Annotated in this window: 14 protein-coding genes; 5 read left to right on the top strand and 9 right to left on the bottom strand. The window is 67.8% G+C overall.

The features are described from left to right. Positions 1 to 40 precede the first annotated feature (40 nt). Positions 41 to 1,234: a M20 aminoacylase family protein gene (locus tag BKK80_RS30840; RefSeq protein WP_071072586.1), complete on the bottom strand. Its 1,194-nt coding sequence runs from the start codon at positions 1,232 to 1,234 to the stop codon at positions 41 to 43. Between the two features lie 141 nt (positions 1,235 to 1,375). On the opposite strand from BKK80_RS30840, the gene BKK80_RS30835 reads away from it, so the two are divergent. Then, positions 1,376 to 2,284 carry a LysR family transcriptional regulator gene (locus BKK80_RS30835; protein ID WP_071072585.1) on the top strand — a complete coding sequence of 303 codons (909 nt, stop codon included), beginning with the start codon at positions 1,376 to 1,378 and terminating at the stop codon, positions 2,282 to 2,284. A gap of 155 nt (positions 2,285 to 2,439) precedes the next feature. Here the strand turns inward: BKK80_RS30835 and BKK80_RS30830 are convergent, their stop codons facing one another. Together BKK80_RS30830 and BKK80_RS30825 are read right to left on the bottom strand one after the other, a co-directional pair. Further along, a complete protein-coding gene (locus BKK80_RS30830) occupies positions 2,440 to 2,958 on the bottom strand; it encodes an NADPH-dependent FMN reductase (protein ID WP_232346424.1) in 519 nt (172 codons plus the stop codon). A gap of 264 nt (positions 2,959 to 3,222) precedes the next feature. Then, entirely contained in the window at positions 3,223 to 4,725 is a 1,503-nt protein-coding gene (locus tag BKK80_RS30825) for an aminotransferase class V-fold PLP-dependent enzyme (protein ID WP_071018795.1), read from the bottom strand. Positions 4,726 to 5,167: 442 nt separating this feature from the next. On the opposite strand from BKK80_RS30825, the gene leuB reads away from it, so the two are divergent. Beyond that, complete coding sequence (gene leuB, locus BKK80_RS30820) at positions 5,168 to 6,262, top strand: 3-isopropylmalate dehydrogenase (protein ID WP_071072583.1); 1,095 nt, start codon at positions 5,168 to 5,170, stop codon at positions 6,260 to 6,262. Here leuB and BKK80_RS30815 read toward each other — a convergent pair. The 4 genes from BKK80_RS30815 to BKK80_RS30800 form a co-directional block, all read right to left on the bottom strand. Further along, complete coding sequence (locus BKK80_RS30815; RefSeq protein ID WP_071040281.1) at positions 6,241 to 7,044, bottom strand: ABC transporter permease; 804 nt, start codon at positions 7,042 to 7,044, stop codon at positions 6,241 to 6,243. The genes leuB and BKK80_RS30815 overlap by 22 nt on opposite strands. Positions 7,045 to 7,076: 32 nt before the next feature. Beyond that, entirely contained in the window at positions 7,077 to 7,913 is an 837-nt protein-coding gene (locus BKK80_RS30810; RefSeq protein ID WP_071072580.1) for an ABC transporter permease, read from the bottom strand. A 5-nt stretch (positions 7,914 to 7,918) separates the two neighbouring features. Beyond that, positions 7,919 to 8,776 (bottom strand): ABC transporter ATP-binding protein, encoded by an 858-nt coding sequence (locus BKK80_RS30805; RefSeq protein WP_071038756.1) that lies wholly within the window; start codon positions 8,774 to 8,776, stop codon positions 7,919 to 7,921. Between the two features lie 109 nt (positions 8,777 to 8,885). Then, positions 8,886 to 9,149, bottom strand: coding sequence for a helix-turn-helix domain-containing transcriptional regulator (locus BKK80_RS30800; protein ID WP_071072578.1), 264 nt, complete (start codon positions 9,147 to 9,149; stop codon positions 8,886 to 8,888). 557 nt (positions 9,150 to 9,706) lie between these two features. Between BKK80_RS30800 and BKK80_RS35960 the strand changes: the two genes are divergently transcribed. Together BKK80_RS35960 and BKK80_RS30795 are read left to right on the top strand one after the other, a co-directional pair. Then, positions 9,707 to 9,940, top strand: a complete 234-nt coding sequence (locus tag BKK80_RS35960; RefSeq protein WP_084085037.1) for a hypothetical protein — start codon at positions 9,707 to 9,709, stop codon at positions 9,938 to 9,940. 50 nt (positions 9,941 to 9,990) lie between these two features. Further along, complete coding sequence (locus BKK80_RS30795) at positions 9,991 to 10,428, top strand: DUF29 domain-containing protein (protein WP_071072576.1); 438 nt, start codon at positions 9,991 to 9,993, stop codon at positions 10,426 to 10,428. 421 nt (positions 10,429 to 10,849) lie between these two features. Here BKK80_RS30795 and BKK80_RS30790 read toward each other — a convergent pair whose 3' ends face one another. Both BKK80_RS30790 and BKK80_RS30785 read right to left on the bottom strand, forming a co-directional pair. Next, positions 10,850 to 12,988: an acyltransferase family protein gene (locus tag BKK80_RS30790; RefSeq protein WP_231908224.1), complete on the bottom strand. Its 2,139-nt coding sequence runs from the start codon at positions 12,986 to 12,988 to the stop codon at positions 10,850 to 10,852. A gap of 109 nt (positions 12,989 to 13,097) precedes the next feature. Continuing rightward, positions 13,098 to 14,093 (bottom strand): LysR family transcriptional regulator, encoded by a 996-nt coding sequence (locus tag BKK80_RS30785; RefSeq protein WP_071022316.1) that lies wholly within the window; start codon positions 14,091 to 14,093, stop codon positions 13,098 to 13,100. A 122-nt stretch (positions 14,094 to 14,215) separates the two neighbouring features. Between BKK80_RS30785 and BKK80_RS30780 the strand changes: the two genes are divergently transcribed. Further along, positions 14,216 to 15,367: an ABC transporter substrate-binding protein gene (locus BKK80_RS30780; RefSeq protein ID WP_071038753.1), complete on the top strand. Its 1,152-nt coding sequence runs from the start codon at positions 14,216 to 14,218 to the stop codon at positions 15,365 to 15,367. Positions 15,368 to 15,518 lie beyond the last annotated feature (151 nt).

Genomic DNA, 15,518 nt, shown 5'->3' with positions numbered 1-15,518 from the left:
TGTGGTTTCTTGTGGATTCGGGGGGGGCGGTCGGATGGGCTCAGGCGAGGTAGCTCTGCGCCAGGCTGGCCCAGAACGCCGCCCCGACCGGCAGCGCCCTGTCGTTGAAGTCGTACAGGGGGTTGTGGACCATGCAGCCACCGTCCTCGCCGAGGCCGTTGCCGAGCCGGATATAGGCGCCGGGACGATGCTCCAGCATGTAGGCGAAGTCTTCGCTGCCCATCACCGGCCCGCGCGCCACCACCTTGTCCTCGCCCAGCAGCCGCACCGCCGCTTCGCGCGCGCGCTCGGTCTGGCGCTCGTGATTGACCAGCACCGGATACTTGCGCTCGTAGACCACCTCGGCCTCGAGCTGGAAGCTGCGGGCCTGGGCCGCGACGAAGTCGCGCAGGCGCGCTTCGATATGGGTGCGCACCTTGGGATCGAGCGCCCGCACGCCGATCTTGATGGTCGCGCTTTCGGGTACCACGTTGTAGGTGGCGCCCGCCTGGATCGAGCCCACGGTGATGACTGCCGCCTTCAGCGCGTCGATCTCGCGGCTGACGATGGACTGCAGGCCGAGCACCATGCTGGCCGCGCCCTGCATCACGTCGATGCCGTGGTGGGGCATGGCGCCGTGGGCCGAGCGCCCATGCAGCGTCACCGTGGCGCGGTCGAACGAGGCCATGGCCGGGCCGGCGATCAGGCCGACCTGGCCGACCGGCAGGCCGGGCGTGTTGTGCAGGGCGTAGACCTCATCGCAGGGAAAGCGCTCGAACAGGCCGTCCTCCAGCATGCGCAGCGCGCCGCCCTCGTTTTCCTCGGCAGGCTGGAAGATCAGGTTCAGCGTGCCGTTGAAGTCAACGGATTCGGCCAGATAGCGCGCCGCGCACAGCAGGATGGCGGTGTGGCCGTCATGCCCGCAGGCGTGCATCTTGCCGGGCAGCGTGCTGGCGTAGTCCAGCCCGGTCTTTTCCTGGATCGGCAGCGCATCCATGTCCGCGCGGATGCCGAGGGCGCGCGTGCCCGAGCCCTTGCGCAGCCGGCCGACCACGCCGGTCGTGCCGAGGCCGCGATGGACCTCGTAGCCCCAGGCGGCCAGCCGTTCGGCGACGAGGTCGCTGGTGCGGCGTTCCTCGAAGGCCAGTTCGGGATGCGCGTGGATCCGGTGGCGGATGGCGACGAACTCCGGGGCGATGGCGTCGATGGCGCGCAGCAAGGCGGAAGGGGTGGCGGGGGCGGTGGATGCGGTCATGGTGCGCTGGGATCGGGGGTGGTTGGTCGCATTATCCGCAGAGGCGTCCGTCGCATCCATGACAGCGGAAGTGGAGAATCGTTGTATAAATGACAACATTCGAATCACCGCATACGAGGCGCCGGCGCCATGGAAGAACGGATGGAGGATGTGCTGGACCGCAGGCGGGCGCTGTGCCTGCTGCAGATCATCGAGACCGGCTCGGTGCGCGGCGCGGCGGATGTGCTGTCGCTGGACCCGTCGGTGGTCAGCCGCGCCGTGGCCAAGCTGGAGCAGGACACCGGCCTGACGCTGCTGGAACGGCGCGGACGGGGCGTGGTGGTGACCGATGCCGGGCGCATGCTCGCGTTGTTCGCGCGCCGCCAGCAGGACCTGCACGACACCTTCCTGGCCGAGGTGAACAGCCTGAAGAACGCCCAGCGCGGCCACATCGAACTGGCCTTCGGCGAGGGCTTCATCGACATGGTGCTCGAACCCGTGCTGCGCGACTTCCTGGTCGCGCATCCGGGCGTGACCTACAACATCCGCGTGGCCGGCACCGAAGAGACCGTGCGCTGCATCGTCGAAGACATGGCGCATATCGGCCTGGTGTTCCAGCCGCCCAACGACGCGCGCCTGCGCTCGCATTATTCCCGGCTCTCCCCGATCCGCGTGCACGTGCGCAAGGACCATCCGCTGGCACGCCGCCGCAAGGCGCTGAGCCTGGCCGACCTGGCGCCGCACCAGGGCGCGGCACTGGTCGAGTCCTTCGGCGTGCGCAAGCACGTGCAGGCAGCGGAACTGGACGAGCAGGTCACGCTGAAGCCGACGCTCGTCACCAACTCGTTCAAGGTGCTATGGGAGTTCGCCGCGCTGGGGCTCGGCTACATCATGACGCCGCGCTCGATCCCGCTGCAAGGCGCGCAGTTCACCGACCTGGTGTCGCTGCCGCTGGCCAACCCGATCCTGAACCACAGCCGGATCCATGTGGTCACGCGCAGCGGGCGGCCGTTGTCGCCGGTGGCGGGCAGGCTGCTGCGGCATGTGGTGGAGGTGTTTCCGAAGGTTTGAGCGCGCCGGTCGCTCGCTGGCGGCCACGCGCTGCCATGCGCGCTCCGTCAAGCCCTGTTCGAACTGCAGGGTGCCTGCAGGGTACCGTATGAGAACAGCCGTTCGCTGGCTTGCAGGGTATCTGGCATGCGTCCTCCGTTTCGGGAGGATCGATCTTACCCGCCCCGGCCAGGCGGGGCCGTGCGCCCGGCGTCGTGCCCCTGGACTTGGGCGATGGCCGCCGTGAAGTCGCGCAGGAACTCGCCGATCTGCGCGGCGTATGGCGGGGCATGCAGCAACGTCGCGATGTCCTCCGGCGTCCTGCCGATCAGCGGGATTCGCAGGAACGGTTGCTCCAGGAAGCTGCTGCTTACCGTCGCGAGCACGAGCCTCAGCGAGGCCAGCATGTCATCGCCCCGGTGCGAGCCGTGCACCAGGGCCACCGGCTTGCCGACGATCTCGAAGCGGGAGACCATCCAATCGATGGCGTTCTTGAGGCCACCCGGGATGGCGCGGACATACTCGGGGCTCGAGATGATGAGCCCGTCGGCCCGGGCGACGAGGTCCAGGAACCTGGCGACTTCGAGCGGGGCATGTTGCTCGAAGTCCGGGGAAAAGACCGGCAGCCTGTCGAGATGGTGAAAGACCGAGAACTCGATGCCGGCCGGCGCGAGCGCCTGCATCGCTTTCAGCATGGCGGTATTGGTGGAGGCCTCGCGGGCGCTGCCGGAAATGGCTAATAGATGCATGGGAACGAGGTAGAGGCGGGTTTCCTTACGGAGGCGGTTCCACCTCTGCGCGGGTGGCTGCTACCCGCATCATAGCCCCGTGGCCTCGGCGCGACGACGGCCTTGGCGCGTCGGCAAAGGCCATGCCCTCGGAAGCCGGCCGGATGGCGGCATCGCCGGCGTGGAAGCCGGCCCGAGCGGCGGCGCGCTCCGCTCGGCAGGCAGCCATCGTCATCGTGGCATGCCGGCCGAATTCCACAGCATCTCCGCGCGCGTGCCCGTGCGGCAGTACGCGAGGACCGGCTTCGGCAGGCCTGCCACCAGCGCGCGGAAGGCCGCGGCGGCCTCGTCGGTGACGCGGCCGGATTCCACCGGCAGGTAGCGCACCGTCATGCCGAGCGCGCCGGCGACCTCAGCGATCTGCGCGAACGGCGTCTGTCCGGCGGCCTCGCCATCGGGCCGGTTGCAGACGATGGAGCGGAAGCCGATGGCGTGCGCGGCGCGTACGTCGGTGCCGCTCAACTGCGCGCTGACACCCACCTCATCCGATAGCTGCTTGACCTGAAGTGTCTGGCCGCTTTCCTCCGCTTCCCGGCAGCGCTCGATGGCCCGGCGGAAACACGCGACCGCAAAGTCGACATCGTCCTGGGTGGTGAAGCGGCCGAGGCTCAGCCGCACCGTGCGTGCCGCGGCGTCCGCGTCCAGGCCGATCGCGGTCAGCACGTGGGAGGGTTTGCCGGCCGCCGAGTTGCAGGCCGAGGTGGACGAGATGGCCAGGTCGTCGCCCAGCATGGAAGGGGAGAAGCCGGGCAGCGCCACGGTCAGGCTGACCGTGTGCGGAATCCGCCTGGCGCCGCGGGCGTTCTGGGTGACGACCCCCAGTGCCCGCACACCGTCCAGCAGGCGTTCGCGCCATTGCGCGATGCGCTGGTTGTCCGACGCCATCTCCGCGCGCGCCAGCTCGCATGCCGTGCCCATGGCGACGATCTGGTGGGTGGCCAGGGTGCCGGAGCGCAGTCCCTGCTCATGGCCGCCGCCGTGCATCTGGCAGGCAATGCGGGGCGCGATATGGCGATTCACATAGAGTGCGCCGATGCCCTTCGGCCCATAGAACTTGTGGGCCGACATCGACAGCAGGTCGATCCCCATCGCCTTCACGTCGATCCCGGTCTTGCCGACGGCCTGTGCCGCGTCGACGTGAAGCAGGGCGCCGGCAGCGTGGACGGCGCGCGCGATCTCCGCGACGTCGGTGAGGGTTCCGATTTCGTTGTTCACCAGCATCAGGGAGACGATGCCGGTGTCCGCGCGCAGTGCCGCGGCGACGGCGGCCGCAGAGATCTCGCCGGCCGCGTCGGGCGACAGGCGGGTGACGGCAACCCCGAGGTGTTCGAGGTGGCATGCCGTGTCCAGGATGGCCTTGTGCTCGAGCCTGCTGGTGACCAGGTGGCGGCGCGCCGGCTCGGCGTCGAAGAAGCCCTTGAGGGCCAGGTTGTTCGACTCGGTCGCGCCGGAGGTCCAGATGATCTCATCGGCCTCCGCGCCGATCAGGCCGGCGACCTGCGCGCGGGCCTGCTCGACCAGCGCCCTGGCCTGCCGCCCCGCGGCATGCGTGTTCGACGCCGGGTTTCCGAAGGCGCCGTCGGCGCCCAGGCAGCCAAGCATTGCCGCGATGACCCGGGGATCCGCCGGGGTCGTTGCCGCGTAATCGAAGTACCGCAGAGTGTCCGTGCTCATGATCCGTCATCCTTGAGAGTGATGGAAATGTTACGCGGCGCACGCGGAGGGCGATTCCAAAATGGGCTGCAGGTGCGGACCTTATTGGGATGAAATCCTAATAAATAAAAAGAAAAAGGAATAATTTTCCACCGGATGAGCGGACTCCGATACTGGCACTTCCTATACCAGGATCGATGCTTGCCTTGTTGCGCTTCCAGAGCCGGCGAACAATGCGCGTTCACTCACCCATCGCGCGCTCGTTCCGGGCACCGGAGGATCCGTTGCCGCCGCCAGCCCCGTGCTGCGAGAACATGGTGCCGGCTTGGCTAAGCCAGGCAAGTCCATCGCAAGGACCGCGGGCCGGGCAACCCGGCTGCGCGGCTCCGGCGGCTCCAAGCGGCTCCAAGCGGCTCCAAGCGGATCGAGCGTGCGACCTGATTTCGCCAAGGAGCACCTGCCCATGAAGATCGCCATCCTCCCCGGCGACGGTATCGGACCCGAGATCGTCGCGGAAGCCACCAAGGTCCTGGATGCCCTCGACCTGCCAATCGAAATGGACCACGCGCCGGCAGGCGGGGTCGCCTATGCGGCGCACGGCCATCCGCTGCCGGAAGCCACGCTGCAACTGGCGAGAGAGGCCGATGCCGTGCTGTTCGGTGCCGTGGGCGACTGGCGCTACGACCAGCTGGAGCGCCACCTGCGCCCTGAACAGGCCATCCTCGGGCTGCGCCGGGACCTGGGCCTGTTCGCCAATCTCCGGCCGGCGCTCTGCTATCCGCAGCTGGCCGGGGCCTCCAGCCTCAAGCCCGAGCTGGTCTCCGGCCTCGATATCCTGATCCTCCGCGATGCCACCGGCGACGTCTACTTCGGCCAGCCGCGCGGACGCCGCATGGCGGCGGACGGGCATTTCCCGGGCGATGACGAGGGCTTCGACACGATGCGGTATGCGCGTTCCGAGGTCGAGCGCATCGCCCATGTCGCCTTCCAGGCAGCGCGCCGGCGCCGCCGGCGTGTCACCAGCGTGGACAAGGCCAATGTGCTGGAAACCTCCCGGCTCTGGCGCGACGTCATGAGCGAAGTCGGCAAGGCCTATCCGGACGTGGCGCTGGAGCACATGTACGTCGACAACGCGGCCATGCAGCTGGTCAAGGCGCCCAAGGCGTTCGACGTGGTGGTCACCGGCAATATGTTCGGGGACATCCTCAGCGACGAAGCCGCCATGCTCACCGGCTCCATCGGCATGCTGCCGTCGGCCAGCCTGGGGGCGGGCAAGCGGGGACTGTACGAGCCCAGCCACGGCAGCGCCCCCGACATCGCCGGCCAGGGCATCGCCAATCCCCTGGCGACGATCCTGTCGGCCGCCATGATGCTGCGCTTCTCGCTCGCTCAGGCAGACGCCGCGGACCGCATCGAGGCGGCGGTCAGGGATGTCATCGCCTCGGGATTGCGCACGGCGGACATCCATGCCGCAGGCACGACCCGGGTCGGGACATCCGCGATGGGTGACGCCGTCGTCGCCGCCTTGCGCGCGGGTCAGCTGCCGGTCGAGGTGTAGTGGCGCACGCCGATGCGCCAGGCGCCGAAGGCGATGGCGAGGAAGGCGAATCCGGCGAGCGGCGACACCAGCCCGGTCCAGGCCGGCGCGCCGAGCGGATCGGGCTTGCCCAGGATGGCCAGCGCGGGATAGTAGGCCACGCAGGCCAGGGGCACGGCGAAGGTCAGGATGCGGCGGAACCAGGCGGCGTACAGCGCGATCGGGTACTGGGCCGCCTCGACGCCGCCGTAGGTGAACACATTGGCGATCTCCAGGCTCTCGATGGTCCAGAAGGACAGCGTGCCTTGCAGCACGAGGATGCCGAGGAACAGCGCCACGCCGCCCGCCAGCGCGAAGAGGGCGATCGCGGTGGCCGCCGGGGTCCAGGCGATGCCGCCCTGCACGGTGGCGAAGGCCAGCACCATCAGCCCTTGCAGCAGCCGTCCCAGCCGGCTGATGCGCACGTCGTAGCCCATCAGTTGCAGCGCCAGCGGGCGCGGGCGCAGCAGCAGGCGATCGAATTCGCCGGTGCGCAGCAGGGTCGTGCCCAGCACGTCGAAGCCGCGCCCCAGCGCATCGGCGAGGGCGAACATGCAGTTGACCAGCCCGTAGCACAGCGCCACTTCGCCGATCTTCCATCCCTGCACCTCGCCGAAGCGGTGGAACAATGCCCACACCGCCACCACCTCGATGCCGGTGGCGAGGAACTGGCCCAGGGTGAGCATCAGCGCCGAGGCCGGGTAGCGCGCCTGCCCCGCCAGCGAGGACAGGGCGAGGCGGGCGAACAAGGCGAGCGATCCCATGGGCTTCATTTCACGCATTCCCCTCATCGTCCTCATCCCCCCTGGACCTCGAGCCGGCGCATGGTGCGGCCCATGGCCGCGTGGCCCACGCCGACCAGCAGCAGGATCCAGAAGGCCTGCAGGCCCAGTCCCGCCAGCGCCCGCGCGCCGGCCAGCTGCCCGGAGTAGAGGCGCACCGGGATATCCAGCACGCCGGCGAGCGGCTGCATCAGCAGCGCCATCTGCCAGGTGTCCGGCAGCAGTGCCAGCGGCAGCAGGTTGCCGGACAGCACGATCACGATCGGCGTCGCCAGCGCATTGATGCCGCGCTCGTTGAGCGCGGCCGCCGCGGCGATGTTCAGCAGCATCACGAGCGCGGTGGACAGCAGCAGCGCCAGCAGCACCGAGAGCAGGAAGGCCGCGCCCTCGGCCAGGCCGGCAGGCGGCTGCCAGCCCCATTCGCCGAGCCCGGCCAAGGGCAGCGCGATGGCCGCGAACACCAGCATCAGCGCCACGCGCGGCAGCACGCGCGCGGCGGCCCAGCCGGCGGAGCGCGCAAACCACAAGGCATAGGCGTCGACCGGCCGCAGGCGGTCATAGGCCACCGCGCCGGTGCGTACCGACAGCGCGATCTCGGGGTCGCCGCCCCAGGGCAGCAGCGCAAGCAGGCCCTGGGCCATCCACGTATAGGTGACGGACTGCGCCAGCGACATGGGCGCGCTTGCCGCCGCCGCGCCGCCGTAGAAGGCCGCCAGGATCATGATCTTGATGCCGCCCCACCAGCATTGGGTGGCGAAGCCGGCATAGGCCGCCGTGCGGTACTGCAGCATCTGCAGGAAGCGCGAGCGGAAGGCGGCGAGGTAGGGGCGCAGGCGGTCGGGTGGCGGCATGCGGGTCAGGCCTCGGCCGCGCCGTGCATGGCGTAGAAGCGCGTGATGACCGCCTCGATGGTCATGCCCTCGTCCTCCGCGTCTTCCGGCAGGCCGTCGTCGAGGCGGCGGGCCGCGACCACCTGCGCGCGCAGGGCGTCGACCGGGCAGTCGGCCAGCACGCGGCCGTGTCCGATCACGATCACGCGCCGGGCCAGGGCCTCGATGTCGTGCATATCGTGCGTGGTCAGCAGCACCGTGGTGCCGCGTTCCCGGTTGGCACGCTGGATGAAGTCGCGTACCGCGAGCTTGGACGGCGCATCGAGCCCGATGGTCGGCTCGTCGAGGAACAGGATGTCGGGCTCGTGCAGCAGCGCCGCGGCGATCTCCGCGCGCATGCGCTGCCCCAGCGACAACTGGCGCACCGGCTGGTCGAGCAGGCGCTCGAGCTGCAGCAGCGCGACCAGTTCGTCGCGCGTGCGCGCGAAGCGCACCGGGTCGACCCGGTAGATATCGCGCAGCAGGGCAAAGCCGTCGCCGACCGGGAGATCCCACCACAGCTGCGTGCGCTGGCCGAACACCACGCCGATGCGCGCCACGTGCTTCTCGCGGTCGGCGAAGGGCACACGCCCGTCGATCTCGACGCGGCCACCGTCGGGCCGCAGGATGCCCGCCAGCACCTTGATGGTGGTCGACTTGCCGGCGCCGTTCGGCCCGATGAAGCCGAGCAGCTCGCCGCGCTCCAGCGTGAACGACACGTCGGCCAGCGCCTCCACCGTGCGATAGCGCGGCCGCGCCAGCGCGCGCAGGGCGCCGAGCACGCCGGGGTCGCGCTCATGGATGCGATAGGTCTTGCGCAGATGGCTGACGACGATCTGAGGCATGGCGGCGGACAATCTCGGCCAAACGGGTGGGGGCGGGATTCTACCGGATGGGTTTGCGTGGCGCAAGGCGTGGCGGCGCGCCACCCGCGGTGGCCGCAGGCCGCAAGGCTTAGAGCGGCCGCACTGCCAGCCGCAGCCCCATCGCCTTCAGGATCGACGTCAGGCTGCTCAATGCCGGATTGCCCTGCGCGGACAACGTGCGATAGAGCTGCGTGGGATTCAGCCCGGCCTGCCCGGCCACCGCCTGGACCCCGCCGAAGGCCTGCGTCAGCTGCCGCAGCACGGTCAGCAGCTCGCCCTGGTCGCCGCCGGCGATGACGTCGTTGATCACGTCCAGCGCCAGCGCCGGGTCGTCGCGGTACAGCTCGGCCATGGCTTCGTCATGGGATCGGCTCCTACGTTTGCGGATGGATTCCGCTCCCCGCTTCTAATCGGGGTGGGCGGACGCAAGGCAGGGTTAGCAGACCGGCACGTAGCCCCGGCGAGCCCTGAGGCTCCCCCGCCAAGACCCGCCCGCAGTCGTCAGGAGGCGTACATTGGCACTTCGGACGCGATCGAATGCCATCGGATGGCGAGCGTCCGCCTACGTGGCTCGGGCTGCTAAACCCGGTCGCTGTTGTCGCAGCGACAAGAAGACGGTACCCGGTATCGGCATTCAATGCGTTGCCGAATGATACCTTTTGTGGGGCCACAGACGACTTCCACACAGGCAGTGTGCTGCCACGGTGCATCGGGGCTGGAGATGCTTCATCGCCGAGGTGGTCTTGGCTTAGGTGCTTTCGTCACACCTTGCTCGTCCTTCGCGTCCGCTGATTGCGGACCCTACTTGAGGAAGAAGCCGGTCGCCAAATAGCAGGCGGCCGCTGCCGAAAATCCGAGGCGTGAACTCGTGCTATTATTTGGTGCACAAGTACACCAAAGAACCAGGCCATGGACGTAGTAAATGAGGACAACGGCGCAGCACTCCGCGCCTTGATCGAGGGCGCTGGAATTACCCAGGCCGAAGCGCTTGCATTGATCAACAGAAGGCAGGCCTTTCCGATACCTATGTCCACTTGGAAATCGTACTTGGCGGCCCCCGACAGTGCCCGGCGACGCAATTGCCCCGAGGCGGTCATCAACCACGCCAAAAAGACTATCGGCAAGCTCAGGCAACAAGCTTGAAGCGGTGCACATCTGCACCTTGAACTGAACACTTTGGATGGAGTCAGTACATGGGTACGACCTATGAAACGGACGTAGTGGCATGGGCGAGCGAGCAAGCCGCACTGCTTCGCGCTGGCAATCTGTCGGCCATCGACGTCCTGCACATTGCAGAGGAGATCGAGGACGTGGGCAAAAGCGAGCAACGCGAACTGGCAAGCCGTATGTCCATCCTGCTGGCGCATCTCTTGAAGTGGCAGTTCCAGCCTTCACGTCGGAGCAAGAGTTGGCAGTTCACCATTCGTACCCAGCGCAAGGAGGTTGCCTACGTCCTGAACGAGGCCCCCAGTCTGCGCGGCAAGTTCAACGATGCAGCATGGCTCGACATCGTGTGGTCGAAGGCCCGCAGTATTGCGAGCAATGAAACCGGCCTGGACCTCGATGTGTTCCCGGAAGCGTTACCTTGGGCCGTCGATGACGTGCTCTCACAAGAGTTCTACCCGGAATAGCCAATGACGGTGCCGCAATACGCAAGGCACGCGCTATTTCCGGTGCCACTCGCCAGCACCTGACTCGGAAGACGTCTCACTCGACGTCTTCGCCGTGTCGCCTGCCAGTCGACCACAGTGTGCCGCGGCGCTTACCGCCGTCTTCCACCGCCTGGCCGCTTCCCGGCGCCGACGCCTGCCCCACCACCCCCCACCGCCTCGATCACCGGATACCGGTCGAAGATCTGCTTGATCCACTGCCGCAGCCAGACGATGGCCGGGTCATGGTGGAAGCGTGGATGCCAGTACTGGCTGAGTGCGAATGTGGCCGGAGCCACCTGCCAAATTCCGCGTGGAAGGGTGACGCAGCGCGGGGCTGCTTTCCTGCGCCCGAGCGCACCGGGAAAGCCAGTTTCCCGCGTTCCGGCACGCCGCCAGGCAGCTAGTCGTTGAAGACCCGCGGCGCAATGCGCCCCATTACCGCTTCGGCGCCGGCGGGGGTAAGGTGGGAATCGTCGAACATGACGATATTGCCGCGTCCCGGGCCGGTCCGCGTCAGGCAGCCCGAGGCATTGCACATAGCGTCGTACGCGGAAATGTACTCGATGCCCAGGCTCTTCGCGATTGCGGATCCCTCCTGATCGTACTGCTTCGACAATGGGTCGAGCCCGAACAGTGTTCGTGCTGGCATGGTCTCGTGGTGCTCGCGCCAGAACAGCCAATAGAGCTTGGGCAGCGAGCTTTGCCAGGTGGCGACCTGTCCGATCAGGACGATGCGCTTGACTCCGATGGTATGCAGCGCATCAACGGTGCCACGTAGTGCCTGCAGGCGGTCGGTGGTCCAGTTTGCCGTCAGTAACACGACCGCAGGCCGCGTTTCTCTGGCGCGCGCCAAGGCTTGTGCATTGGCCTGCGCGCAACGGGCCTCGCCACCGATCAGGGGCGGACATCCCGATGTGCTGAATTGCGCCAGTCGCACGCCCCGCTCCTGGCTGGCGCTGCGCACGCCGGGATAGAGGGCGGCGGATCGGGAATCGCCCCACAGCATGACCAGCGTTCCCGTGCCGGGGTCCACGCACGAGGTACTGAAAACGCGGTCCGCACCTTCCAGGTAGCATGCGCCGCGCCGCCAGAGCTTGTCGCGGTCGAACTGCACGCCATCGGCGAAGGCGCCGACCATCCTCGACATGCGGAATCCCATGCCGTCACGCTGGTAGGCGTTGTAGCCGGCGAGGCCGCATCCCGCCATCAGCAGCAGGAGCATGCCGACGATCCGTCGCGGATGCCGCGATTGGCGGATCGGCATTTCCAGATACCGATAGGTCAGGATGGCCAGTAGCAGACTGAGCAGCAGGGCAAGGGCGCGCCATGTCACCGGGGCTGTGCCGCTGCTGATGATCCGCAGTGCCGAAAGGAGTGGCCAATGGGCGAGATAGAGCGGGTAGCTCACCAGCCCGATCGCGACGAGCGGCGCCCAGCCGAGTACGCGGCGAGCAATGGTCCGAGTGGCTCCGGCGTCGATCAGCAGGTAGGCCGCCATGGTCGGGCCCAGCGCCCACCAGCCGGGAAACGCCGAGGAGGCATTGACGAAGGCGAGCGACAGCGCCAACAGGCTGAAGCCGGCCATCGATTTGACCTGGCCAAGCGGTGCCGATCGCCCTGCCGCAGCCTGCCGCGCATGGTCCGAATGGTGCCGATAGGCAAGCAGCGCCCCGATCATCGGCTCCCAGGCGCGCGTCAGTGGGGAGTAGAAGGCGGCGACGGCGTGGTGGTGCGCTACGCTGCTGATGTTCAGCGCGAACGATCCGAGACCTACGATAGCGATCGGCCAGAGCGGGGACTGGCGCGCGCGCAACGTGGCGAGCAGGAGAACCGGCCAGGCCAGGTAGAACTGCTCTTCGACGCCGAGCGACCACAGGTGGAGGAGAGGTTTGAGTTCCGCGGAAACGTCGAAGTATCCGGCTTCACGCCAGAGCACGAGATTCGCGATGGAAGCGGCGCCCGCCGCGATGTGCTTGCCCAGTTGCTTGAATTCCTCGGGCAGCATGTTGAACCAGCCGAAGGCATAGAGTCCGACGAAGACCAGCAATAGCGCCGGGAAGATCCGCCGTATCCGCCTGCTGTAAAAGCCGAGGAAGCTGAAATTGCCGGCGTCGATCTCGCGCAGCATGTGCTTCGTGATGACGTACCCCGATATCACGAAGAAGATATCGACACCGACGAAGCCCCCGCGCAGGAACCCCGGGAATGCGTGGAAAACCAGGACGGCGAGTACCGATATCGCGCGCAGGCCGTCGACGTCCGCGCGGTATCCTGCGATGCGGTCGTGGGTCAGTGGCGCGGCGTGCGAAGCGTGATATGGCGTGGCCACCGCACTGCGGCCGACGCCTTCCCCTGAAATCCCCATGTTTCCCGCAATCTCGCCCGCGAATTTCCGTGCCCGTGCACAGGTCGAAGGTCGCGATTTTCCCCCAAGCGTTGCGGAATCAAAGCGGCGATATGCGTGGTAAGCCGTGCTCTCTTTCTCCACACCCGATGCGCCGTTTTCGTGCTGCGGCGGGCCGGCAGCGGCAGCGGGCACTTACAGGACCGTCGCTCAGGCTGGCGCCAGCGTGTCGTTCTGCGCAGCGGATCGGGGAGGCAGATGGACGGATGGCATCATTGCTTTGGGCTGCCGGTTCTGGCGGTTCTCACATGCGTCTGCCCTTGGCGGGCTGCTTGCTGCGCCTTGCCGCCACCGCCGCGTCCCGGACGGTCCCCCCCACCGCCTCGATCACCGGATACCGGTCGAAGATCTGCTTGATCCACTGCCGCAGCCAGACGATGGCCGGGTCATGGTGGAAGCGCGGATGCCAGTACTGGCTGAGCGCGAACGGCGGCAGCGTGACGGGTGGCTGTACCGTGCGCACGATGCCGTAGCGGCAGAACACATTGGCGAGTTCCTGCGGCACGGTGGCGATCAGGTCGGGCTGCTCGTCCATCAGCAGCGGTACGGCGAGGAAGTGCGGGGTGTGCAGGTAGATGCGGCGGCGCAGGCCGTGGCTTTCGTAGGCGGCGTCGTAGGCCGGGCTGGTGCGGCCGGCCAGGCTGACGGCGATGTGCGGCATGGTTTCGAACTGCTCGCGGGTGAGGTGCTCGCCGACGTCGCGGTTCTTGGTGCTGACGATGGTGGCGAAGCCGTGCATGAAGATCTGCTGCTGGAACAAGGTTTCCGGCGCGGTGCGTACCGAGCCGAGCAGCAGGTCGGCTTCGCCGGAGGCGAGCAGGGCTTCGATCTGCGGAATGGGGACCTGCATGGTGCGCAGCGTGCAGTGCGGGGCGATGACGCGCAGGTGCTTGATCAGCGGGGGCAGGAAGACCAGCTCGCCCATGTCCGTCATGCATAGCGTGAAGGTGCGCTCCATGGTGGCCGGGTCGAAGCTCGCCTGCGGCAGCACGCGCGTGCGCATGGCGGTCATCACTTCGAGGATGGGGCCGGCCAGGGCCTCGGCCTTGGTGGTCGGCGCCATGCCTTTGCCGGTCTTGACGAAGAGCGGATCGTCGAAGTAGTCGCGCAGCCGGTTGAGGGCGTGGCTCATGGCGCTCTGGGTGAGGCCGAGCTGCTCGGCGGCGCGCGTCACGCTGCGCTCGCGCAGCATGGCGTCGAACACGCTCAGCAGGTTGTAGTCGAAGGCATCGTTATGCATGGCGTACATTCCAATCATGTTCGTCATGAGGTTGAGACATATTGGGCCGCTGCCTAGACTCCTGTCAACACGCCTCGCAGAAGGCGTCGATCACCGCGATCACCACAACACAGGAGACAACCATGGTCCGTTCCCACCCGCTGGGCTGGCTGCTTGCGCTCGCCGGCCTGTGCAGTCCTGCCGCCTGGGCCGACGTCCAGGTCGGCGTCACGCTGTCCCTCACCGGCCCCGCGGCATCGCTGGGCATTCCGGCCCGCCAGGCGGTCGACATGCTGCCGCGCGAAGTCGGCGGCGAGGCGATCCGCTACACGGTGCTGGACGACGCGTCCGATCCCGCCTTCAGCGTGCGCAACTTCCGCCGCCTGGCCGACGAACAGCAGGTCGACGTGGTGCTCGGCTCCTCGTCGACGCCGGCCACGCTGCCGCTGGCGGCGGTGGCCGCCGAGAAGGGCGTGCCGCTGCTGAGCCTGGCTGCCAGCGCCAAGATCGTGCAGCCGATGGATGCCACGCGCCGCTGGGTCTTCAAGGTGATCCAGAACGAGGCCCTGATGATGCAGGCCACGCTGGCGCGCATGCAGCGGGACGGGGTGCGCACGCTGGCCTTCGTCGGCTTCGGCGACGCCTACGGCGAGGCCTGGCTCGGCGAACTGCGCGCGCAGTTACCGCCCGCCGGTATCCGGCTGGTGGCCGAGGAGCGCTATGCCAAGACCGATGCCTCGGTGGTGGCGCAGGCGCTGAAGGTCATGGCGGCCAAGCCCGACGCGGTCTTCATCGCGGCCTCCGGCACACCCGGCGCGCTGCCGCAGAAGACCCTGGCCGAGCGCGGCTTCCGTGGCAAGGTCTACCAGACCTACGGCATCGCCAACCGGGATTTCCTGCGCGTGGCCGGCAAGGACGCGGAGGGCGCGATCTTCGCGGTCGGGCCGGTGCTGGTGGCCGGCCAGCTGGCCGGCGCCAACCCGGTGCGCCCGGTCGCCGCCGATTTCGTGCAGCGCTACGAGGCGGCGCACGGCAAGCAGTCGGTATCGGTGTTCGCCGCCAATGTGTGGGACGCCGGCATCGTGCTGCGCCAGGCCCTGGGCAAGGCGCTGGCGACGGCCAGGCCGGGCAGCCCGGCCTTCCGCGCGGCGCTGCGCGATGCGCTGGAGACGACCCGCGACGTGGTGACCACGCAGGGCGTCTGCACCATGTCCGCCACCGACCATTCCGGCTACGACCGCCGCGCGGTGGCGATGGTGCAGATCCAGGGCGGCGACTGGAAGATCGTCGACTGAATCACTGAATCACTGAATCACTGAATCACTGAATCACTGAATCACTGAATTACCCAATCCCCGAATCACTGAAACCGGCCGATGCCCGCCCCACCATGCAGGCGCATCGCGCCGCTGCACATTGCAAAGGCTGGCAATGGCCGTGCCATTG

The sequence above is a fragment of the Cupriavidus malaysiensis genome, from assembly GCF_001854325.1.
Classification (GTDB): domain Bacteria; phylum Pseudomonadota; class Gammaproteobacteria; order Burkholderiales; family Burkholderiaceae; genus Cupriavidus; species Cupriavidus malaysiensis.
Note: the sequence above shows the minus strand (reverse complement) of the source record. Positions and strands in the feature narration are given on the sequence as shown.